Genomic DNA, 19301 nt, shown 5'->3' on the forward strand with positions numbered 1-19301 from the left:
ATGGTCCGATTCCATCAGGAGACAGCCATGAAAATCGCTACCGTTCGCGCAGGCGCGCATATCGAAGGTATCCACTGGATCGCGGAATATGTCGGCGATGCGCACGAAATCCGCGTTTTTCGCGATGGTCTCGAAGTGGATGTGCACAACGCGCCGTCGACGTTGTTCGGCGATGAGGAAAACGCGGGGTCGAAAAGCACGGCGGACCATCGCGCTAGCGAGGCCGCGGTGCTGGCTTATCTGAAGCAGTTCGTGATGGAGCACGATACCGAGGAGTAGAGGCTTCGTCCTGCTTTCGCAGACCGAACCGCGGACCGAACCGCAGATCGCTCAAAGCTGCTTGCAATAGAAGGTCGTTCCGCAAAATTTGCCGTCGGGCATCAGCGCATAGTTGGGCACTTCCCCGACCCGCTGCCAGCCCGCTCGCTCATACAGTCGCTCGGCGTCGCCGCCGCTCACCGTGTCCAGCACGAGAACCGACTTGCGCTCGTGGCGCGCTTGCCGCTCGGCTTCGGCCATCAGTCGCTGGGCGACGCCGGAGCGCCGCGCTTTCCGATGGACCAGCATTTTCGCCACGTCTGCGCGATGCGGCTGATTCTCGGGTTGCGCGGTGATCAACTGCACGGTGCCGACGATCTGTCCGTCTGCCGTTTCCGCGACCAGCAGCACGCGTTCGCCTTCTGCCACGCCATCGACCACCTTGCGCCAGAAATTCACGGCCGTTTCGCGGGCAATCGGCAGCATGAAGCTGACCGACGCGCCGCCTTCCACGCAATCGATCAACACATCGCTCAAGGCGTCCACACACGCCGACGCTTCGTTGGCACCGAGCCGGCGAACGATCAGGTCGTCGGTCATCCGTTTCTCCTTTTATCAGGCGTGACGCTCGTGAGCGCCACCATGTAGCATGCTGGCTTGCGAGTGGGATTTCTGAACGCGGTCGGGCAGTCCAGCCGCATCGCGAGGCAGTCGCCGGTGTCGAGACGCCAGATCGTCTCGCCGGCGGTAATTTCCATGGTTCCGTCGAGAATCCAGATTTGCTGATGGATTTCCGTATCGCGCGAACCCGTCTCGTAATTCACGCGCTGGCCGGCCGGAAAGTCGACTTCGACGAGTTGAATGGGGGACCACGCAGCCGGAGACACCTGGCGGCGCACATAGCCGGAGGCTGGGTCGGTCCACACCGCACGGTCGCGCGCACGGGAAACAGGGGACGACGCGGCCACTTCCGTGACGCCCTGCTCGAACAGCGACCCCAGCGGCACGTTCAACGCAGTCGCCAGTTTGTCCAGCACAGTCGCGGTCGGACTGCTTTCACCTCGCTCGATGAGCGAGATGGTCGAGCGGCTGACGCTGCTGCGTTCGGCCAGCAGATCGAGTGACCAGCCGTTGGCATCGCGAAGCTCCCGAACGCGGCCGCCAATTCGCTCGTTGATTTCCATGATTCCAGTTTATTGGATTTAAGTTCCAGTAAACTAGAATTTGGCCACCGGTTTGTCAATGGGGAAATGAGTACGGCCTTGCCAACCTCGATGACCGACTATATGATTCATATACGTTTCATATAGAGAGAAAAGCATGGGCATCGTCAATATCGACGACGATCTGCACGATCAGATCCGCAAGGCGAGCACGGTGTCGTGCCGCTCGATCAACGCGCAAGCGGCGTTCTGGATCAAAATCGGCATGTTGTGCGAGCTGAATCCGTCGCAAACCTTCAACGAAATCGTTACCCGCGAATTGCGAGCGGCGGGCGTGACGGAGCCTGTCGCTAAAGGAGTCGCGGCGTGACGAAGCGACCCGAAGAAATCGCATTGCTTGCGGAGTCGGGCAAGCTGCTCGCGCAGGTATTCCGACATCTCGACCGGCTCGACCTCATCGGCATGTCGACCATGCAGGTCAACGATCTGGTCGACGATCTGATCGTGACCGAACTTGACGCGCGGCCGGCCAGCAAAGGCCAATACGGATACGCGTACGCGCTCAATTCCTCGCGCAATAACGTGGTTTGTCACGGCGTTCCTTCTCCCACTGAGTTATTGCAGAGCGGCGATATCGTCAACTTCGATATCACGCTGGAGAAGAACGGCTATATCGCCGATTCCAGCAAAACCTATCTCGTGGGTGAAGTGTCGGCACCGGCGAAGAAGCTCGTGCAGGTCACTTACGAGGCGATGTGGAAAGGCATCAACGCGGTTCGTCCTGGTGCGAGGCTCGGCGACGTGGGTCATGCCATCGAGCGGCATGCGCGAAGAAACGGTTACTCGGTCGTCCGGGAATATTGCGGGCACGGCATTGGGCGCGAGATGCACGAGGACCCGCAAGTGCTGCATTGGGGAAAGCCGCGGACCGGTCTGATGCTGCGCGAAGGCATGGTGTTCACCATCGAGCCGATGATCAACCAGGGCCGGCATACCGTTCATACCGAAGAAGACGGCTGGACCGTCGTCACGACCGACGGACAACTGTCCGCGCAATTCGAGCACACCGTGGCCGTCACTCGGAACGGAGTGCGGGTTCTGACGTTACGTAGCGATGAGAAGACGGTGAACTGATTGGGACAATGAGGGCGAGCGCGTCTCTATTCCGCTGCGGGAAACGAAGGCCCGCGTCGCAAGCGGATGGGTCCATGTGTCGTCGTGTCCGCGTCCACGATAGCGTCGCCTTGCGTGATGAAGATCGTTCCTTCACGCGCGAGTCGCGACGCGACTTGCCGCACTGAAGGCATCGACGCACGCCAGCCGTCTTCCTCTTCCACGAGGGCGCGCGCGACATCGGATGGACAGATAGACGATGTCGGCGCGCGTCGGCTGAGCAGGTCCAGCATGCATCGCTCGATGTCGGTGTCGGGTAGGGTCATGGCAACTCCGCAGCCGCGGCACGGTCGCGCGGTTTATATTGCAAGCTTACCAGGTCGTCACATTGTGGATGATCCCGAAGCATTCGTTATTGCGAAGTCAGGCAAGCCGCAGGTCAATGGGTCTGACAACCACACCCTGTACCCGCGCACACCACGCAAAGCATCGTGTGCGCGTCCCTCGCCCCCTCACTCCGCAGGCCGCAACTTCTTCACTTCCGCATCCGACGGCTGCACGGTCGATCCATCGACATACCGATACGACGTCATCACGCCCTTCCCGTCCTTCAACGCCGTCACGCCGACGAACGCACCCATCGTCGACTGGTTGTCCTGCGCGCGATACGTGATCGGCCCGAACGGCGTCTGAACCGGCAGTCCCTTGAAGGCCGCCGCCAGCTTGTCGGAATCGACCGAACCCGCCTTCCTGATACCGGCCGCTACCGACATCAACGCGGAATAGCCGACCACCGAGCCCAACCGCGGGTAATCGTGATACTTCGCCTCGTACGCGGCGACGAATTCCTTGTTCGCCGACGTCTCCACCGAATACCACGGGTAGCCCGTCACGATCCAGCCAGTCGGCGCTTCCGCACCCAGCGGATCGAGATAATCCGGCTCGCCGGTCAGCAGCGACACCACGCTGCGATCCTTGAAGAGTCCCCGCGTGTTGCCTTCGCGAACGAACTTCCCGAGGTCGGCGCCGAACAGCACGTTGAAGATCGCATCCGGCTTCGCATCGGCAATGGCCTGGCTCACGGCGCCCGCATCGACATTGCCGAGCGGCGTGGCCTGCTCGGCGACGAACTCCACGCCCGGCTGCGCGGCGCTCAACAGCTTCTTGAACGTCGCCACCGCCGACTGACCGTACTCATAGTTCGGATACACCAGCGCCCAGCGCTTCTTCTTCAGCTTGGCCGCTTCGGGCACCAGCATCGCCACCTGCATATAAGTGGAAGGACGCAGACGGTACGTGTATTTGTTGCCGTCGGCCCAGACGATCTTGTCGGTGAGCGGCTCGGCGGCGAGGAAGAACATCTTCTTCTGTTTCGCGAAATCGGCCAGCGCGAGGCCGGTGTTCGACAGGTAGCCGCCAAACAGCAGTTGCACCTGTTCACGCGCAATCAATTCCTGAGCGACGCGAATCGTATCGCCGGGGTTGCCGTTGTCGTCGCGCGAGACCACTTCGAGTTGTTTGCCGAGCACGCCGCCGGCGGCATTCACCTGCTCCAGCGCGAGATTCCAGCCCTTCTTGTAAGGCTCGAGAAAGGCGGGTTGCGCCTTGTAGCTATTGATTTCACCGATCTTGATGGTTTGCTGTGCACTCGCACCCAAAGCGGCAAACGATAGAACCGTTGAAACCGTAAGGCGAGAGACCCATGCTGCGCGCGTGGTCATGCGTTGCTCCGTTATCGAAAAAATGGCTGGAATGGCGTGGTTTTTCTATCAGGCAATCAAAGCGGTAAGCCGGCATCGTACCGATTTCGGACGGCGCGCGTGAAGAAACGCGCTTACACGCCCAGAAACGCCTGCCTCACCGCCTCGTCCCGCACCAGCTCGTGCATCGCGCCGCTATAGCGAATCTCGCCTTTTTCCAGCACATACGCGCGATCGCCGACCAGTTCGGCGAAGTGCAGATTCTGCTCGGATAAAAGAATCGACAGGCCTTCGCGCTTGAGTTCGAGAATCATGTTCGCCATCTGCTCGACGATGATCGGCGCGACACCTTCCGACGGTTCGTCGAGCAGCACGAGATAAGGATTGCCCATCAGCGTGCGCGAGACGGTCAGCATCTGCTGCTCGCCGCCGCTCATCTGCGCGCCGGGACGCTGCGGCATCTCGCCGAGATTCGGGAACAGGCGGAACAGCTTTTCCGGTGTCCATTGCGGCGCGCCTTCGCGCGGCGGCTGACGGCCGGTGTCGAGGTTCTCCATCACCGTGAGATCGGCGAACACGCGCCGGTCTTCCGGCACGAAACCCATTCCCATGCGGGCGATACGATGCGACGGCAGCGTCGAGATGTCCGCGCCGCGAAAGCGCACCTCGCCCTCACGGCGCGGCAGCAAACCCATCAGCGCTTTCATCGTGGTGGACTTGCCCGCGCCGTTGCGGCCCATCAGCGCGACGACTTCGCCACGGCCGACTTCGAGATCGACATCGAACAGACTCTGCGCGCGGCCATAGAACGCGTTCAGGCCGGTGACTTTCAGCAGGGGCTCACTCATGGCGCCCGGCCTCCCTGCGTCGGATGCGATAACGTCGCCTCGGGTAACGGCGCGTGCGGCTGAAACGTCTTGCCGGTGCCGAAATACACTTCCTGCACACGCGGGTTCTGACGGATCGTGTCGGCGTCGCCTTCTGCGATCAGCTTGCCGCGCGCGAGCACGATCATCCGGTCGGCGTGCGCGAACACCACGTCCATGCTGTGCTCGGTGAACAGCACGCCAATGCGGTGCTCGATGACGAGACGTCTGGTCAGCGCCATCAGCGCATGGCGCTCCTGCGGGGCCATGCCGGCGGTGGGCTCGTCCATTAGCAGCAGCGTCGGGCGGTTGGCCAGCGCGATAGCGAGTTCGACGCGCTTCACGTCGCCGTAGGCCAGCACACCGCAGGCGCGCTGCGCTTGCCCCACCATGCCGACCTGATCGAGCAAGGCAAGCGCTTCGTCGGCATAGCGCGAGCCGGCGGATCGCCAGAGACCGAACGTCTTGCGCTCGCGGGAGATGAGCGCCATCTGCACGTTTTCCTGCACGGTCATCGAATTGAAGGTCGCGGCAATCTGGAACGTGCGGCCCACGCCGAGCCGCCAGATATCGCGCGGCCGCATGCCGACCAGTTCTCGGCCGTTCAGACGAATCGAGCCCGAGCCTGGCGCCAGTTGTCCGTTGACCATGTTGAACAAGGTGGATTTGCCCGCGCCGTTCGGCCCGAGCAGCGCCAGCAGTTCGCCGGCTTCGAGGTTGAACGAGACGTCGTCGACCGCGTTGACCCCGCCGAACGATTTGCCGAGGCCCGTTACGCTAAGCAAACTCATCGGCTTTCCTCCACGGCGCGCGTTGCCGGCACATCGGGCAGATCGGGAAAATCGGCCTCGTCGTCGCCGAAGCGCGCACGCACGAAACCGGCGATGCCCTGCGGAAACGCCATCACGAGCAGCAGAATCGCAAAGCCTAACAACGCTTGCCAGTAATCGGTCTGGCGCGCGACGGTGTCCTGCAGCCACGTGAACACGGCCGCACCGACGATCGGCCCGGCCAGCGTCTGGACGCCGCCGAGTAGCACCATCACGAGTCCATCGACGGAACGGCTCACGCTGATCACTTCCGGCGAAATCGTCCCTTTGGAGAAGGCGTACAGCGAACCCGCGAGTCCGCAGAAAAGCGCCGCGATGACGAATGCCGCCCACTGCACGCGCTTCACGTCGATGCCGATCGCCTCGGCACGCAACGCCGAATCGCGCGACGCGCGCATCGCGTAACCGAGCGGCGAGAACAGCAACTTGCGCAACAGCACGACGCCGGCCACCGCGCACGTGAGCGTCACGTAATAGAAGGCCACTGGCGAAGACAGCCAGTTAGCCGGCCACAGTCCGAGAATGCCGTTGCTGCCGCCAGTCACGTCGTCCCACTGGAACACCACGGACCACACGATCTGCGCGAACGCGAGCGTCAGCATCGCGAGATACACGCCGGAAAGGCGCACGCAGAACCAGCCGAAAAGCAGCGCGCCCGCCACCGCGAGCAGCGGTCCGAGCAGCAACGCGGCTTCCATCGGCAGATTCAATACTTTGAGAAACAGCGCGGCGCCATACGCGCCGAGGCCGAAATACGCAGCGTGGCCGAACGAGTGCATGCCGCCCGGTCCCATGATGAAGTGCAGGCTGGTGGCGAACAGCACCGCAATCAGAATCTCGACCATCAGCACGGGCAGGTAAGGAAAGGCACCGGCGGCGAGCGGCGCGAGGACGAGCGCGAGCAACACCAGTCCCGCGAGCCACTTCGCGCGTTTTCCGGCGTGCCGCAACGGCGCTTCGGGCTCACCCATTCCACGCACTGCGGCGCTCGCCTTGCCGAACAAACCCCACGGACGCACGACCAGCACGAGCGCCATGACCGCGAATTCGACCACCAGGGTGAAGCGGCTCAACGACAAGCCGATGCCGAACAGCGTCACGTGCCCCACGCCGATACACAGCGCCTTGATCTCGGCGATGATCAACGCGGCGACGAACGCGCCCGGGATCGACCCCATGCCGCCGACCACGACGACCACGAACGCGTTGCCGATGGTCTCCAGATCGAGCGACAGATTCGCCGACATCCGCGGCCCCTGCAACGCACCGCCGAGTCCCGCGAGAAACGCGCCGACGAAAAACACGCCGGTGAACAACCAGGCCTGATCGACGCCGAGCGCGCCGAGCATCTCGCGATCCTGCGTCGCCGCGCGCACCAGCGTGCCCCAACGCGTGCGGGTAAGCGCATACCAGAGCAGCAGCAGAACCAGCGGACCGATGACGATCAGCGCGAGATCGTAAGTCGGCAGCGGATGACCGAGAAACTGCACCGCGCCGGCCAGATGCGGCGCGCGCGGGCCGAACAGATCGTCGGGGCCCCACAGCCACAGCGCGGCATCGCGAAAGATCAGGACCAGCGCGAAAGTAGCCAGCAGATGAAACAACTCGGGCGCCCGATAGATGCGCCGCAGGACGATCATCTCCACCAGCGCGCCGAGCACGCCGACCGCCAGCGCCGCCGCCAGCACGGACAGCCAGAATCCCACCGACGTCTGGCCGAAGCGGCTCGCCACGCTATACGCGACGTACACGCCGAGCATGTAGAACGAGCCATGCGCGAAATTGACGATGCGCGTCACGCCGAAGATCAACGACAAGCCGGCGGCGACGAGAAACAGCGTCGATGCGTCGGCGAGTCCGTTGACCATCTGTACCAGCAGATTCGAAAGCATGACGACCTTTGATTCTTTGAACGGCAGGACACTACCAGCGAAACAATGCGGCGCAAACCACGACGGCTGGGCTGTATGATAAAGGCACAGCTTCATCACCCTGCCGCGCCCCCGCATCGGAGTCGAACGAGAGCCTCCGGCGCCCACCGGGAAATCAAGGACCGCCATGAGTTCCATCGTCGGGCGCAAGCACAGCACTACGGGCATTCGTGCGAAACAGGCGCAGGACACCCGCGCCAAAATTCTCAAAGCCGCCATCAAGGTCTTCGCCAGCGAGGGCTATGCGAGTGGCCGCATAGAAAGTATTTCGAAGGCCGCCCGCTCGCACGACCGGATGATCTACTACTACTTCGGCAGCAAGGAACAACTCTTCGTCGAAGTGCTGGAGACCATTTACACCCAGTTCAACGAAGCCGAAAGCCGGCTCGAACTCGACCTCGCCGACCCCGTGCGCGGTCTCGAGCAGATGTGCGAATTCGTCTGGCGCTATTACCTCGAACATCCTGAATTCGTCACCCTGCTCTCCAGTGAAAATCTGCATCAGGGCAAGCACGCGAAGAAATCGCTAAAGCTTCAGGAGATTTCGGGCTACGCGATATCGGTCGTGCAACGCGTGCTGGACGCGGGCCAGGCGCAACGGGTTTTTCGCGCGGAGGTACGCGCGCGCGATCTGTATCTGATGATCGCGTCGCTTGGTTATTTTTATAACGCGAACCGGTACACGTTGAGCGCATTCCTCGGCGAACCGTTGATGGACGAAGCCGCGCTCGCACATTGGTTAGAAGTGGTCAAGGACACGGTGCGGCGCGCGGTGTGCGTGACGCCGGGTTAGCCGGACAACCAGCGAGCCCGGACGAACGTCGATTTTCAGCCACTACACGGGTTTCCTGACCTCGGTGTCCTCGTGCACGATTTCCTGGCCGTCACGCGTCTGCGGAAACATGGAGAGCAACGGCTTCCCCGTGCCTTTGTCGATCAGCCACGAATGGCGCTCGCCGCGTGCGAACAGGTGCCGCTCGCCCCACTGCTGCATCGCCACTATGACGGGAAACAGACTTTCCCCTTTGGCCGTCAACACGTATTCCTGATAGGTCGTGCCGTCCGAGGCCGGACGGGTCACGAGAATGTCCTCGGCGACCAGGTGGCTCAGGCGATCCGACAGGATGTTGCGTGCCACTCCCAGGTTGCGCTGAATGTCGCCGAAGCGGTGGATGCCGTCGAACACATCGCGCAGGATCAGCAGCGACCAGCGATCGCCCACCACGTCGACGGTGCGGGCGACGGGGCAGGTTTCCTCTTTCACGGCTTTGCGGCGTGGCATGGCGTCTTTCTTCCGAATGGCTTCGAACCTCAGGTGGTTGCATTTTAAAACTACTCGACTTACCATTCAATCGGTTTTGTTTTGCAACTGGATTACGACCGATGAAGACTGCTTCCATTTCGCTCGCGTCGCCCGGCAACGAGCGTGCTCGAGTGCCGCAAGCCGACATGCCGCGCGGACTCGTGCTGTTATTTGCTGCCGCTAGCGGCTTGAGCGTGGCCAACGTGTATTACGCCCAGCCGCTGCTGGATGCATTGGCGCTGGACTTTGGCATCGCAAATGCCGCTATCGGTGGCGTGATCACGGCCACTCAGGCCGGTTGCGCGCTCGCGCTGTTGTTACTGGTGCCGCTGGGCGACCGCGTGGAGCGTCGCCGTCTGATGATGGTGCAACTGCTGGCACTGGTCGCCGCGCTCGGCGTCGTGAGCCTGGCGCGATCGACGCTCGTGCTGCTGGTCGGCATGCTCGGCGTCGGCTTATTGGGGACGGCGATGACGCAAGGGCTGATCGCCTACGCGGCCGCCGCGGCCGCTTCTCACGAGCGGGGCCGGATAGTCGGGGCGGCCGGCAGCGGCGTTTTCATCGGTCTGCTGATGGCGCGCGTATTCGCCGGCGCGGTCGGTGATCTGGCGGGCTGGCGCGGTGTCTATGTCTGTTCCGCGGCAATGATGCTGGCGCTCGCCTTCCCGTTATGGTGGCGACTGCCCAAGCTGGGGACCGCCGCCAATCCGATGAGCTATCCGCGCCTGCTTGCCTCGATGCTGTCGATACTGCGGAACGATCGTGTGCTGCAGATTCGCGGCGTGCTGGCGCTGCTGATGTTCGCCAGCCTCAACATCTTCTGGAGCGCACTGGTCCTGCCGTTGAGCGCGCCGCCCTACCGCTTTTCGCACACCGCCATCGGCGCATTCGGACTGGCCGGCGTCGCGGGTGCGCTCGCCGCGGCGCGCGCCGGACAATGGGCCGATCGGGGCTATGGCGAGCGCACGAGTGCCGCCGCGCTGATCATGCTGGTCCTCGCCTGGTGGCCGCTGTCGATGCTGCCGCATTCGTTGTGGGCGCTGGTGATCGGCATCGTGTTGCTGGATCTCGGCGGTCAGGCATTGCACGTGACCAATCAAAGCCTGATCTTTCGTACGAACCCGGACACGCATAGCCGGCTGGTCGGTCTCTACATGTTGTTTTACGCGGTCGGCAGCGGGCTCGGTGCAATCGGTACGACGATCACTTATGCGCATGCCGGCTGGCATGGCGTGTGTATTCTGGGCGCGAGCGTCGGTCTGCTGTCGCTGGTGTTTTGGGCCGTGACCCGGCGGGCGATGCCCGACGCGGTCGCCGGAAGTTGAATCTCAATCTTCGAGGGATGAATGGATGAATTGAACCTGCTGGCCGACGCCGATGCGCGCGGCCTGCGCTACACGGAAGGCAACGAGACCCGGCGCGTGTTCCCTTCGAACGAGGCTATCGCGGCACTGAGCGCGTTCGACGAACCGCTGCCCGCGAGCGGCTTGCCGGCCGGCGAAACATTGGCGCTGCTGGATGGCGTCGGTTCACCGGCGACCACGGCATCCAACGGCCCGCGCTATTTCGGTTTCGTGATCGGCGCGGCGCTACCGGCCGCCGCGGCGGCGGAACGGCTCATGCTGGCGTGGGACCAGTGCGCGTCCACGTTCGACAACTCCCCCGTCTCGGCGACCGTGGAGCGGATCGCGGGCCGCTGGGTGCTCGACGCACTCGACCTGCCGCGCGAGAGCGCAGTGGGTTTCGGCACGAGCGCCACGGCTTGTACGCTCGCAGCGCTCGCCGCCGCCCGCCGCGCGTTGCTGGCGCGGCAGGGCTGGGACTTCGACCGCCAGGGCTTGAGCGACGCACCGGAAATCAAGGTCGTCGTGCCGGAACTGGTGCACATCACCGTGAAAAAGGCGCTGCGGATACTCGGCTTCGGGCTGGACCGGATCAGGTATGCCCCGGTCGATGCCGACGGGCGCGTCGATGTGGCGCGGCTGCCGTTGCTGGACGACAGCACGATCCTGTGTCTGCAAGCCGGCGAGGTGAACACCGGCGCGTTCGATCCGTTCGCACAGATCATCCCCCGCGCGCGGGAAGCCGGGGCCTGGGTGCATGTCGACGGCGCTTTCGGCCTGTGGGCGCGCGCCTCGTCGCTGGCAAGCTTGACCGAAGGCGTCGAACAGGCCGATAGCTGGACGACCGATGCCCACAAGTGGCTGAACACGCCCTACGACTGCGCAATGGCGATCTGTCGCGATCCGCAGGCATTGGCCGAGGCGATGAACTGCGATGCGGTCTATTCGACTGCGAGCGCGGATGCGCAGAAGAACCTCACGCTGGAATTCTCGCGCCGGCCGCGCGGCATTCCGGTCTGGGCGGCGCTACGCACGCTGGGTCGCAGTGGGATCGCGAATCTGATCGAGCGGCACTGCGCTCAAGCGCGGCAGATTGGCGAAGGCCTGACCCGTGCCGGCTTCGACGTACTCAATCGGGTCGTGCTGAATCAGGTGCTGTTCCGTTGCGCGACCGATGCCCAGACGCACGCGGTGCGGACCGCCGTGCAGGCATCCGGCGAGACATGGTTCGGCGGCACGGTCTGGCAGGGGCGGCCGGCGCTACGCATCAGCGTGTCGTCGTGGCGCACCCGGGACGAGGATGTGGAAGCGTTGGTGCGACTGCTGGCCGGGCTCAACCAGAACAACCCGGCCAACCCTGCTAACCCGGCCACCTGACCGACTGCCCCAGGCGGTTTCAGTCTTTAAGGCTGCGCCGCCGCGTCGTCTTCGCGGAACAGCTTGTCGGCCAGGTGAAACGCCGAATTCGCCGCCGGCACGCCGCAATAGATCGCGGTCTGCAACAGCACTTCCTTGATCTGCTCGCGCGTCACGCCGTTGTTTTTCGCGGCGCGCAAATGCAACGCCAGCTCTTCGCTGCGATTCAACGCGACCATCATCGCGATGGTCAGGAGACTGCGCGTGTGACGCGGCAAGCCGTCGCGCGTCCAGATTTCGCCCCACGCATAACGGGTGATCAGGTTCTGGAACTCGTCCGTCAATTCAGTGCGGTTCGCGAGCGACCGGTCGACGTGCGCGCTGCCCAGCACCGCGCGACGAACCCCGAGCCCGGCTTCATAGCGGTCTTCGTCGTTCATTTCTGCTCCGTCAGGAAATCGAGCACGGTCTTCGTGAAAGCCTCGACCTTCTCGATGTTGGAAAGATGCGAAGCGTCGAGTTCGACGTAACGCGCGCCCGGAATCGCCTGCGCCAGTTCGCGGCCTTGCGCGGGCGTGGCGGCCAGATCGTGCGTGCCGCTGATCACCAGCGCGGGCACCTTGATGCCGGGCGCTTCGGGACGCAGATCGGCCGCGTCGATCGCATCGCAATTCGACGCGTAGCCTTCCTTGTCGGTATGCACGAACACGTCGCGGATCATCGACAGCGCGACCGGCTCGCGTTCGAAGAACCCAGCCGTGAACCAGCGCGGCAACACCGCGTCGGCGAGTGCGAGCAAGCCTTCGGCGCGTGCTTTCGCGGCGCGCGGCACCCACACTTCCGGCGAACCGATGCGCGCGGCGGTATTGCACAACACGACGCGCTCGATACGGTCCGCGTGACGCGCGGCCAATGCGACGCCGGTCAGACCGCCCATCGAGAGCCCGCAAAAATTCGCGCGCGCGATCTTCAGCGTATCCATCAGGCCGAGCACGTCGCCGGTCAATTGCTCGATCGTGTACGGGCCTTCAGGCGCTTCGGAATGGCCATGACCACGCGTGTCGTAACGCAGCACGCGAAAGTGTTTCGACAGTGCCGCGACTTGCGGCGTCCACATCGAGATGTCGCTGCCGAGCGAGTTCGACAGAACCAGCCACGGCGCGCTGCCGTGACGGTCGCCGTCGATTCGATAATGCAGCTCGGTGCCGTTGACTGCGGCGTAAGGCATGCCGGTTACTCCCTGGAGTTGGATTGGGCGCGCGCGGCGCGGGTCTGATGAAGGGCCAGCGCGGCGTCCACATAAGCGTGGGCCTGGCCGACGTAATGGGCGGGGTCGAGCAGTTGCCGCAGGCGCTCGACCGGCAGATGATCGGTGACGGCGGCATCGGCGGCCAGCACGTCGAACAGCGTTTTGCCGCCGGCAATCGCCGCTTTCGACGCGCGTTCGACCAGATGATGCGCATCCAGCCGGCCGATGCTGTCGCCGAGCGCGAGCATCACCGCTTCGCCGAGAATCAAACCCTGTGTGATGTCGAGGTTCGCCGCGAGACGCGCCTCGTTGACGTTCAGGCCGCACGCGATCTGCTGGATATGGGCGAGCGCGCCGCCGGCGAGCCGCGCGAGATCGGGCAACGCGTCCCACTCGGCTTGCCAGCCGCCGAGCGCGCGTTCGTGCTCCTGCACCATGCCCGCGAACACGGTCGCCACCAGCCCGGGCGCGCGCGTCGCGGCGGTCAGCACGGCCGCGCAACCGACCGGGTTGCGCTTGTGCGGCATTGTCGACGAGCCGCCTTTACCGGCTGCGGCCGGTTCGGCCAGTTCGTCGACTTCGGTTTGCATCTGAAGCGAGATGTCGCGCGCAATTTTGCCGAGCGTGCCGATCAGCATGCCGAACAGCGCGGCCGTGTCGGCCATGCGGTCGCGCTGCGTATGCCACGGCAAGGTCGGCACGGCGAGGCCGAGTTCTTCGGCGAGCGTGCGCGTCACCTCGGGCGCGGCATCGCGCAGACTCGCCAGCGTGCCCGCCGCGCCGCCGAATTGCAGCACCAGCACGCGCGCGCGCAATGCATCGAGCCGGTCGCGATGACGCAGCAACGCGTCGAGCCATTGCGCGAATTTCAGACCGAGCGTAATGGGCAACGCCTGCTGCAACCACGTGCGGCCGATCATCGGCGTCGCACGATGGGTTTGCGCGAGCTTCGCGACTGCGTCGCAGGTGGCCTGCAAACCCTGGTCGAGCAGCGTGAAGGTGTCGCGCAGTTGCAGCACCGTCGCCGTGTCGATGATGTCCTGACTCGTCGCGCCCCAATGCACGTACTTCGATGCGTCGGCGTCGGCCGCTTTCACGCGCGCGGTGAGTTGCTTGACGAGCGGAATCGCCAGATTGCCGCCGAGCGCGGCGTCGCGCACCAGCGCGTCGGCGTCGAGCTGGCTCGCTTCACAAGCCGCCTCGATCGCCGCCACCGCGCTATGCGGAATCACTCGATGCGCCGCCGCTGCCCGCGCGAGCGCCGCTTCCACGTCGAGCATCCGTTGCAGCGTCGTGTGCGGCGCCCAGATGTCGTTCATCGGCTGAGTGCCGCAGAGAAGGCCGGTCAAACGGGCGCTGGAGTCGAGCATGTGATAGGCGTCGATGAACGAGGGTTGAATGAATCGGGCCGCGCTCAGGCCGCCCTGGCGTTTTGCGTACCGTCGATCAGCGGCACGCCGGTCAGGTCGTGCAACTCGTCGAAGCTGATATCCGAGCAGATTTCGCTGACCACCAGACCTTGATCGGTCACGTCGATTACCGCCAGATCCGTATAAATGCGATCGACACATGCAACGCCGGTGACCGGATACGAGCATTCGGCGGCGATCTTGCTTTCGCCCTGCTTCGTCAGGTGCTCCATCATCACATAGACCTGCTTCGCGCCGATCGCCAGATCCATTGCGCCGCCCACGGCCGGTATCGCGTCGGGCGCGCCGGTGTGCCAGTTCGCGAGGTCGCCCTTGGCCGACACCTGGAACGCGCCCAGCACGCAGAAGTCGAGGTGGCCGCCGCGCATCATTGCAAACGAATCGGAATGGTGGAAGTACGCGCCGCCGGTCAGCAAGGTGACGTGCTGCTTGCCGGCGTTGATCAGTTCGTCGTCTTCCTCGCCTTTCGCGGGCGCCGGGCCCATGCCGAGCAGACCGTTTTCACTGTGCAGGAAGATTTCTTTTTCGGCGCCGAGGTGGTTCGCCACCAGGGTCGGCACGCCGATGCCGAGGTTCACGTAAGCGCCTTCAGGAATGTCCTGGGCAACGCGCTTGGCCATTTCATCGCGGGTCAGTTTTTTCATGTCGGGTCTCCTCAGGCGGCGGTCGCGGATGCCAGTTCGGCTTGATGCGTGGCTTGCGGCACTTCGATCACACGTTGCACGAAGATGCCGGGCGTAATGATGTTTTCCGGATCGAGTTCGCCGAGCGGCACGACTTTCGACACCTGCACGATGGCGGTTTTCGCGGCGCTGGCCATGATCGGGCCGAAGTTGCGCGCGGTCTTGCGATACACCAGATTGCCCCAGCGGTCGCCCTTGAACGCCTTGATCAGCGCGAAATCGGCGTGCAGCGGCGACTCGAGCACGTAGTGCTTGCCGTCGATCAGGCGGGTTTCCTTGCCCTCGGCCAGCCTCGTGCCGTACGCGGTCGGCGTGAAGAAACCGCCGATGCCGGCGCCCGCGGCGCGAATCCGTTCCGCGAGATTACCTTGCGGCACGAGTTCCAGTTCGATTTCGCCGGCGCGGTAGAGCGCGTCGAACACATACGAGTCGGTCTGACGCGGGAACGAGCAGATGATCTTGCGCACGCGCTTCGCCTTGAGCAACGCAGCGAGGCCGATGTCGCCGTTACCGGCATTGTTGTTGACGATGGTCAGCTCGCGCGAGCCCTGCTCGATGAGCGCGTCGATCAGCTCGGAGGGCATGCCGGCCGTGCCGAAGCCACCGATCATGACGGTCGCGCCGTCGTGGACATCGGCGACCGCCGACTGAAGTGACTCGAAAATCTTGTTGATCATGTCGAAATTCCTTTGGGGGCGCTGCAAGCCGCTGGACGGGCGGAGTGGCCGGGGGGTGACGCAGGTGGCTGGTGCAGCGAGGCTTGGCAGGACTGTCTCCGGGCTTGGGCGGGTTTCGCGCATTGGCTGACTTCTCGTTCGCCAATTGTTCTATATACGAACATGGATTCGTTTAGCGAACCAATGCGCGATTATGGTTGGCGCCCGGGAAACTTGTCAAGGCGGCGAGTCCCTACTATCCGGATCCGGAAATTCTGCCCGACCCTCTATACACTGGCGGCATACCACCCGCGCCCTTTGGGGCTCATGACCATGCCCGAGACGCAACTCGACCTCAACCTTATTCCCTACCTCGTGGCGATGGAAGACACCCGCAACGTCAGCCGCGCGGCCGACCAGCTAGGCGTCAGCCAGCCGCGCGTCAGTACGGCGTTAGGCCGGCTCCGGCAATATTTCGACGATCCGCTGTTCGTGCGCACCTCCAAAGGCATGGAACCCACGCCGCGCGCGCTGGCCATCCTGCCCGCCGCGCGCGACGCGCTGCTGCGCATCGAGAAAGGCATGCTCGACGTGCAGGAGTTCGAGCCGGCGACCAGCACGCACACGTTTTCCATCGCGCTATCGGACGTAGGCGAGATCGTGTTTCTGCCGCGGCTCCTGCAACTGTTCGCCGAACGTGCGCCGTTCGCGAATCTGCGGTCGGTGTCGCTGTCGCCCTCGCAGGTGGAACGCGGCCTCGAATCCGGCGACGTCGATCTCGCGGTCGGCTATTTCCCGGACCTGTCGGGCACCAACTTCTTCCAGCAACGGCTTTTCACGCACCGGTTCATCTGCCTGATGCGTTCGGGGCATCCGCTTTCCAGAGCGCCGCTGACGCTCGCGCAGTATGTCGCGGCCGGCCATGCGGTCGTGCGCGCCGAAGGGCGCAGCCAGGAAGTGCTCGAACAGCATCTGGAGAAGAAGCGAATCAAACGCCGCGCGGTGCTCGAAACCCCGCACTTCATGAGTCTGCCGTTCATCCTCGCGCGCACCGATCTGCTCGCGACGGTACCGCACGCGATCGGCTTCGCCTACGTGTCCGAACATGCGTCGATCATGCTGGTCGAGCCGCCGCTGCCGCTGCCGCGCTTCGATCTGCGCCAGCACTGGCATCGCAAGTTTCATAACGATCCGCGTGGCACGTGGTTGCGCGGCGTGGTCGCCGAACTTTTCAACGACGCGCTCGACGAGTGGCCCAAATAAGCCGCGCCCCACCGCCGTAGGGGGCATCGCGCCGCGCCCGGCAAAACATGGAACAATGGCCGCACTCATTGAACCCGTGTGAACCCGCGCGCGCAGGGCGTCGTGGACGCGCGTTTCCCAGAGGAGCCATGGATGGCCAGCAGCAAATCGAACACAAACCAACCGGCGGCGCAAACAGCGCGCCCCAGCCGCGACGAAGCCGAAGCAGCGGTTCGCGTGCTGTTGCGTTGGGCCGGCGATAACCCCGAGCGCGAAGGTCTGCTCGATACTCCGGCGCGCGTCGTGCGCTCCTATGAAGAGTTTTACGCCGGTTACCAGATCGATCCGCGCGAGATTCTGTCGCGCACCTTCTCCGAAGTGGACGGCTACGACGAGATGATCGTGCTGAAAGACATCCGCTTCGAAAGCTATTGCGAACATCACATGGTGCCGATCATCGGCCGCGCGCACGTCGCGTATCTGCCGAATCATCGGGTGGTGGGTATTTCCAAACTGGCGCGCCTCGTCGATGCGTTCGCCAAGCGGCTGCAAATCCAGGAAAAGATGACGGTGCAGATCGCCGATACGCTGAACGACGTGCTGCAACCGGCAGGCGTCGGTGTGATCCTCGAAGCGGCGCATCAGTGCATGTCCACGCGTGGCGTGCACAAGGCCGGCGTCACGATGGTGACCTCGCGGATGCTCGGCACGTTCCGCTCCGACCCGTCCACGCGGCGCGAGTTTCTGTCGATCGTCGGCAATCCGGGCGTGGTGGCAATCTCGAACACCTGAGACGGCAGGCAACGAACGCCTGACCAGCGGAACACCAGAAGACCAGAAGACCGAAAGCGGTTCGGACCGCGCGCCGTCCGTTCGGGAACACGCTTTGCAGGCAGGCCAACACGTTCCCCGCGTATCCGGTGCTCCTGCGCCGACGCGGCCGGCCCATCCGCTCAAACAGGAGTTCCGCAATTGGTCGAATTTCCGGCTTCGGCGGTGGCAACCTATGGCGGCGAGGTTGTCTTCCTCAACGTCCTGTTGACGCGCCTCGGCGTGCCGATTCCCGCCGTGCCCGTGCTGCTGTTCGCGGGCTCGGCCATCGCCGCGGGCACGCTGCCGTTCTGGCCGATCCTCGCCGCCGCGGTAGTCGCCGCGCTGATCGGCGACGGCGCGTGGTTCGTCGCCGGCCGGCTGTATGGGCGCAAGCTGATCGCCGCCCTCGGCCGCGTGGCGCCGGCCGTCGACTCCAAAGTCGAAAAAGCGCGCTCGCTATTCGAGCGCTTCGGCGTTCCGCTCGTCTCCATCTCGAAGTTCGTTCCCGGCCTCGCGCTGATCACCCCGCCGCTAATGGGCACGACCGCCGTCGATACCCGCATCTATGCTTTCTGGGACGTGGTGGGCGCGCTGGCGTGGGCGACCTTCTGGCTGCTCGGCGGCGCGGCCGCGCAACGGCAATTGCATACGCTGCTTGCGTTCGTGAGAGCACGCGGCGGTACGGTGTTCGACATTCTGGCGGCCGCCGCGCTGATTTATCTGGTCTACCGGCTGCAGCAGCGCCGCCGCGAGCGGCGCCGGCTCAGACCGGTGGCCTCGCTGGCCGCGCCGCAGCCGGCCAGTCGAGGCTGGCGCCGGGTCGTCCCGTCGCGGATCTTCGATGTGCGTCCCGAGTCGACTGCGTCGGCTGGATCGGCCGGGTCTCGCGCACAGCGTCCGGTCGCGGGCGCACTGACGCTGGATCCGGAATCGCCGCAACAGGTCGAAGCGGCCTTGCGGGTGCACGACATGGTGATTTACTGCATTTGCCCGGATAGTGCGACCGCGGTCGGTATCACGCAGCAGATGCGCCGCAGTGGTTACACGCGCGTACGCGCGCTGCGCGGCGGGTTGGAGGCGTGGCAGCGGCGCGGGTTTCCGGTCGAAGCGGGCTCGGGAGCGGGCTCGGGAGCGGGCTCGGGCACTGGCTCAGAAGCTGGCTCGGGCTCGGGCCTGAACCTGGACCTCGGTACGAATCTGGGCGCGGACGCTATCTCGACGATTTATCCGGCGCCGGCTACGGGCTCACGCTCGGCCACGAGCGCTGGCCGAATCGCCGACAGTTCCGGCGGCGCCATCACCCTACGCGGATTCGCGCCCCGGCGGCGCGGCAATGACGGCGGCCCCGAGCGCAACTGAACGCGC

General features: G+C 64.2%; 22 protein-coding genes. 9 read left to right on the top strand and 13 right to left on the bottom strand.

Annotation, left to right across the window (positions count from 1 at the left end; all coding sequences use genetic code 11):
- Positions 1 to 27 precede the first annotated feature (27 nt).
- Positions 28 to 279 carry a hypothetical protein gene (locus tag FQ746_RS13550; RefSeq protein WP_144109896.1) on the top strand — a complete coding sequence of 84 codons (252 nt, stop codon included), beginning with the start codon at positions 28 to 30 and terminating at the stop codon, positions 277 to 279.
- Positions 280 to 330: 51 nt separating this feature from the next.
- Here FQ746_RS13550 and FQ746_RS13555 read toward each other — a convergent pair whose 3' ends face one another.
- Positions 331 to 858 (bottom strand): GNAT family N-acetyltransferase, encoded by a 528-nt coding sequence (locus tag FQ746_RS13555; RefSeq protein WP_144109897.1) that lies wholly within the window; start codon positions 856 to 858, stop codon positions 331 to 333.
- A complete protein-coding gene (locus FQ746_RS13560) occupies positions 855 to 1442 on the bottom strand; it encodes a helix-turn-helix domain-containing protein (RefSeq protein ID WP_144109898.1) in 588 nt (195 codons plus the stop codon). Before FQ746_RS13560 ends, FQ746_RS13555 begins: the two co-directional genes overlap by 4 nt.
- Positions 1443 to 1578: 136 nt before the next feature.
- Here FQ746_RS13560 and FQ746_RS13565 point away from each other — a divergent pair, with 136 nt between their 5' ends.
- Together FQ746_RS13565 and map are read left to right on the top strand one after the other, a co-directional pair.
- A complete protein-coding gene (locus FQ746_RS13565) occupies positions 1579 to 1791 on the top strand; it encodes a ParD-like family protein (protein WP_144109899.1) in 213 nt (70 codons plus the stop codon).
- A complete protein-coding gene (map, locus tag FQ746_RS13570; protein ID WP_144109900.1) occupies positions 1788 to 2555 on the top strand; it encodes a type I methionyl aminopeptidase in 768 nt (255 codons plus the stop codon). The genes FQ746_RS13565 and map overlap by 4 nt, the downstream gene beginning before the upstream one ends.
- Before the next feature lie 26 nt (positions 2556 to 2581).
- Here map and FQ746_RS13575 read toward each other — a convergent pair whose 3' ends face one another.
- The 5 genes from FQ746_RS13575 to FQ746_RS13595 all read right to left on the bottom strand — a co-directional run bounded on the left by FQ746_RS13575 (position 2582) and on the right by FQ746_RS13595 (position 7822).
- Positions 2582 to 2860, bottom strand: coding sequence for a DUF3253 domain-containing protein (locus FQ746_RS13575; RefSeq protein WP_144109901.1), 279 nt, complete (start codon positions 2858 to 2860; stop codon positions 2582 to 2584).
- 186 nt (positions 2861 to 3046) lie between these two features.
- Positions 3047 to 4255: an ABC transporter substrate-binding protein gene (locus FQ746_RS13580; protein WP_144109902.1), complete on the bottom strand. Its 1209-nt coding sequence runs from the start codon at positions 4253 to 4255 to the stop codon at positions 3047 to 3049.
- Positions 4256 to 4368: 113 nt separating this feature from the next.
- The gene (locus FQ746_RS13585; RefSeq protein WP_144109903.1) at positions 4369 to 5082 is read right to left on the bottom strand and encodes an ABC transporter ATP-binding protein; all 714 of its coding nucleotides are present in this window, start codon (positions 5080 to 5082) and stop codon (positions 4369 to 4371) included.
- Positions 5079 to 5891, bottom strand: a complete 813-nt coding sequence (locus FQ746_RS13590) for an ABC transporter ATP-binding protein (RefSeq protein ID WP_144109904.1) — start codon at positions 5889 to 5891, stop codon at positions 5079 to 5081. The genes FQ746_RS13585 and FQ746_RS13590 overlap by 4 nt, the downstream gene beginning before the upstream one ends.
- Positions 5888 to 7822: an ABC transporter permease gene (locus FQ746_RS13595; protein WP_144109905.1), complete on the bottom strand. Its 1935-nt coding sequence runs from the start codon at positions 7820 to 7822 to the stop codon at positions 5888 to 5890. The genes FQ746_RS13590 and FQ746_RS13595 overlap by 4 nt, the downstream gene beginning before the upstream one ends.
- A gap of 166 nt (positions 7823 to 7988) precedes the next feature.
- Here FQ746_RS13595 and FQ746_RS13600 point away from each other — a divergent pair, with 166 nt between their 5' ends.
- Positions 7989 to 8654, top strand: a complete 666-nt coding sequence (locus FQ746_RS13600; RefSeq protein ID WP_144109906.1) for a TetR/AcrR family transcriptional regulator — start codon at positions 7989 to 7991, stop codon at positions 8652 to 8654.
- A 42-nt stretch (positions 8655 to 8696) separates the two neighbouring features.
- Here FQ746_RS13600 and FQ746_RS13605 read toward each other — a convergent pair whose 3' ends face one another.
- The gene (locus FQ746_RS13605; protein WP_144109907.1) at positions 8697 to 9143 is read right to left on the bottom strand and encodes a winged helix-turn-helix transcriptional regulator; all 447 of its coding nucleotides are present in this window, start codon (positions 9141 to 9143) and stop codon (positions 8697 to 8699) included.
- A 167-nt stretch (positions 9144 to 9310) separates the two neighbouring features.
- Here FQ746_RS13605 and FQ746_RS13610 point away from each other — a divergent pair, with 167 nt between their 5' ends.
- Together FQ746_RS13610 and FQ746_RS13615 are read left to right on the top strand one after the other, a co-directional pair.
- Positions 9311 to 10489 (top strand): MFS transporter, encoded by a 1179-nt coding sequence (locus tag FQ746_RS13610; protein ID WP_186310736.1) that lies wholly within the window; start codon positions 9311 to 9313, stop codon positions 10487 to 10489.
- Positions 10490 to 10510: 21 nt separating this feature from the next.
- Positions 10511 to 11884, top strand: a complete 1374-nt coding sequence (locus FQ746_RS13615) for a pyridoxal phosphate-dependent decarboxylase family protein (protein ID WP_144109909.1) — start codon at positions 10511 to 10513, stop codon at positions 11882 to 11884.
- A 26-nt stretch (positions 11885 to 11910) separates the two neighbouring features.
- Here FQ746_RS13615 and pcaC read toward each other — a convergent pair whose 3' ends face one another.
- From pcaC to FQ746_RS13640, 5 genes are read right to left on the bottom strand one after another with little or no spacing between them, the layout of a single operon-like run.
- Positions 11911 to 12303, bottom strand: a complete 393-nt coding sequence (pcaC, locus tag FQ746_RS13620; protein ID WP_144109910.1) for a 4-carboxymuconolactone decarboxylase — start codon at positions 12301 to 12303, stop codon at positions 11911 to 11913.
- Complete coding sequence (gene pcaD, locus FQ746_RS13625; RefSeq protein ID WP_144109911.1) at positions 12300 to 13091, bottom strand: 3-oxoadipate enol-lactonase; 792 nt, start codon at positions 13089 to 13091, stop codon at positions 12300 to 12302. The genes pcaC and pcaD overlap by 4 nt, the downstream gene beginning before the upstream one ends.
- 5 nt (positions 13092 to 13096) lie before the next feature.
- The gene (locus FQ746_RS13630) at positions 13097 to 14482 is read right to left on the bottom strand and encodes a 3-carboxy-cis,cis-muconate cycloisomerase (protein WP_144109912.1); all 1386 of its coding nucleotides are present in this window, start codon (positions 14480 to 14482) and stop codon (positions 13097 to 13099) included.
- A 44-nt stretch (positions 14483 to 14526) separates the two neighbouring features.
- Positions 14527 to 15186: a 3-oxoacid CoA-transferase subunit B gene (locus FQ746_RS13635; RefSeq protein WP_144109913.1), complete on the bottom strand. Its 660-nt coding sequence runs from the start codon at positions 15184 to 15186 to the stop codon at positions 14527 to 14529.
- An 11-nt stretch (positions 15187 to 15197) separates the two neighbouring features.
- Positions 15198 to 15902, bottom strand: a complete 705-nt coding sequence (locus tag FQ746_RS13640) for a 3-oxoacid CoA-transferase subunit A (RefSeq protein ID WP_144109914.1) — start codon at positions 15900 to 15902, stop codon at positions 15198 to 15200.
- A gap of 312 nt (positions 15903 to 16214) precedes the next feature.
- On the opposite strand from FQ746_RS13640, the gene FQ746_RS13645 reads away from it, so the two are divergent.
- From FQ746_RS13645 to FQ746_RS13655, 3 genes are all read left to right on the top strand, one after another.
- Positions 16215 to 17144, top strand: coding sequence for a LysR family transcriptional regulator (locus FQ746_RS13645; RefSeq protein WP_144109966.1), 930 nt, complete (start codon positions 16215 to 16217; stop codon positions 17142 to 17144).
- Positions 17145 to 17276: 132 nt separating this feature from the next.
- Positions 17277 to 17915: a GTP cyclohydrolase I FolE gene (gene folE / locus FQ746_RS13650; RefSeq protein WP_144109915.1), complete on the top strand. Its 639-nt coding sequence runs from the start codon at positions 17277 to 17279 to the stop codon at positions 17913 to 17915.
- A 180-nt stretch (positions 17916 to 18095) separates the two neighbouring features.
- Positions 18096 to 19295, top strand: a complete 1200-nt coding sequence (locus FQ746_RS13655) for a VTT domain-containing protein (protein WP_222105877.1) — start codon at positions 18096 to 18098, stop codon at positions 19293 to 19295.
- Positions 19296 to 19301 lie beyond the last annotated feature (6 nt).

It is taken from the genome of Paraburkholderia sp. BCC1886 (assembly GCF_900996245.1).
GTDB lineage: Bacteria > Pseudomonadota > Gammaproteobacteria > Burkholderiales > Burkholderiaceae > Paraburkholderia.

What these genes read in the sequence shown, in the direction of transcription:
- FQ746_RS13550 (WP_144109896.1), top strand. Translation starts at nt 28, where the DNA reads ATGAAAATCGCTACCGTTCGCGCAGGCGCGCATATCGAAGGTATCCAC.
- FQ746_RS13555 (WP_144109897.1), bottom strand. Translation starts at nt 858, where the DNA reads ATGACCGACGACCTGATCGTTCGCCGGCTCGGTGCCAACGAAGCGTCG.
- FQ746_RS13560 (WP_144109898.1), bottom strand. Translation starts at nt 1,442, where the DNA reads ATGGAAATCAACGAGCGAATTGGCGGCCGCGTTCGGGAGCTTCGCGAT.
- FQ746_RS13565 (WP_144109899.1), top strand. Translation starts at nt 1,579, where the DNA reads ATGGGCATCGTCAATATCGACGACGATCTGCACGATCAGATCCGCAAG.
- FQ746_RS13575 (WP_144109901.1), bottom strand. Translation starts at nt 2,860, where the DNA reads ATGACCCTACCCGACACCGACATCGAGCGATGCATGCTGGACCTGCTC.
- FQ746_RS13580 (WP_144109902.1), bottom strand. Translation starts at nt 4,255, where the DNA reads ATGACCACGCGCGCAGCATGGGTCTCTCGCCTTACGGTTTCAACGGTT.
- FQ746_RS13585 (WP_144109903.1), bottom strand. Translation starts at nt 5,082, where the DNA reads ATGAGTGAGCCCCTGCTGAAAGTCACCGGCCTGAACGCGTTCTATGGC.
- FQ746_RS13590 (WP_144109904.1), bottom strand. Translation starts at nt 5,891, where the DNA reads ATGAGTTTGCTTAGCGTAACGGGCCTCGGCAAATCGTTCGGCGGGGTC.
- FQ746_RS13595 (WP_144109905.1), bottom strand. Translation starts at nt 7,822, where the DNA reads ATGCTTTCGAATCTGCTGGTACAGATGGTCAACGGACTCGCCGACGCA.
- FQ746_RS13600 (WP_144109906.1), top strand. Translation starts at nt 7,989, where the DNA reads ATGAGTTCCATCGTCGGGCGCAAGCACAGCACTACGGGCATTCGTGCG.
- FQ746_RS13605 (WP_144109907.1), bottom strand. Translation starts at nt 9,143, where the DNA reads ATGCCACGCCGCAAAGCCGTGAAAGAGGAAACCTGCCCCGTCGCCCGC.
- FQ746_RS13610 (WP_186310736.1), top strand. Translation starts at nt 9,311, where the DNA reads ATGCCGCGCGGACTCGTGCTGTTATTTGCTGCCGCTAGCGGCTTGAGC.
- FQ746_RS13615 (WP_144109909.1), top strand. Translation starts at nt 10,511, where the DNA reads ATGGATGAATTGAACCTGCTGGCCGACGCCGATGCGCGCGGCCTGCGC.
- pcaC (WP_144109910.1), bottom strand. Translation starts at nt 12,303, where the DNA reads ATGAACGACGAAGACCGCTATGAAGCCGGGCTCGGGGTTCGTCGCGCG.
- pcaD (WP_144109911.1), bottom strand. Translation starts at nt 13,091, where the DNA reads ATGCCTTACGCCGCAGTCAACGGCACCGAGCTGCATTATCGAATCGAC.
- FQ746_RS13630 (WP_144109912.1), bottom strand. Translation starts at nt 14,482, where the DNA reads ATGCTCGACTCCAGCGCCCGTTTGACCGGCCTTCTCTGCGGCACTCAG.
- FQ746_RS13635 (WP_144109913.1), bottom strand. Translation starts at nt 15,186, where the DNA reads ATGAAAAAACTGACCCGCGATGAAATGGCCAAGCGCGTTGCCCAGGAC.
- FQ746_RS13640 (WP_144109914.1), bottom strand. Translation starts at nt 15,902, where the DNA reads ATGATCAACAAGATTTTCGAGTCACTTCAGTCGGCGGTCGCCGATGTC.
- FQ746_RS13645 (WP_144109966.1), top strand. Translation starts at nt 16,215, where the DNA reads ATGCCCGAGACGCAACTCGACCTCAACCTTATTCCCTACCTCGTGGCG.
- folE (WP_144109915.1), top strand. Translation starts at nt 17,277, where the DNA reads ATGGCCAGCAGCAAATCGAACACAAACCAACCGGCGGCGCAAACAGCG.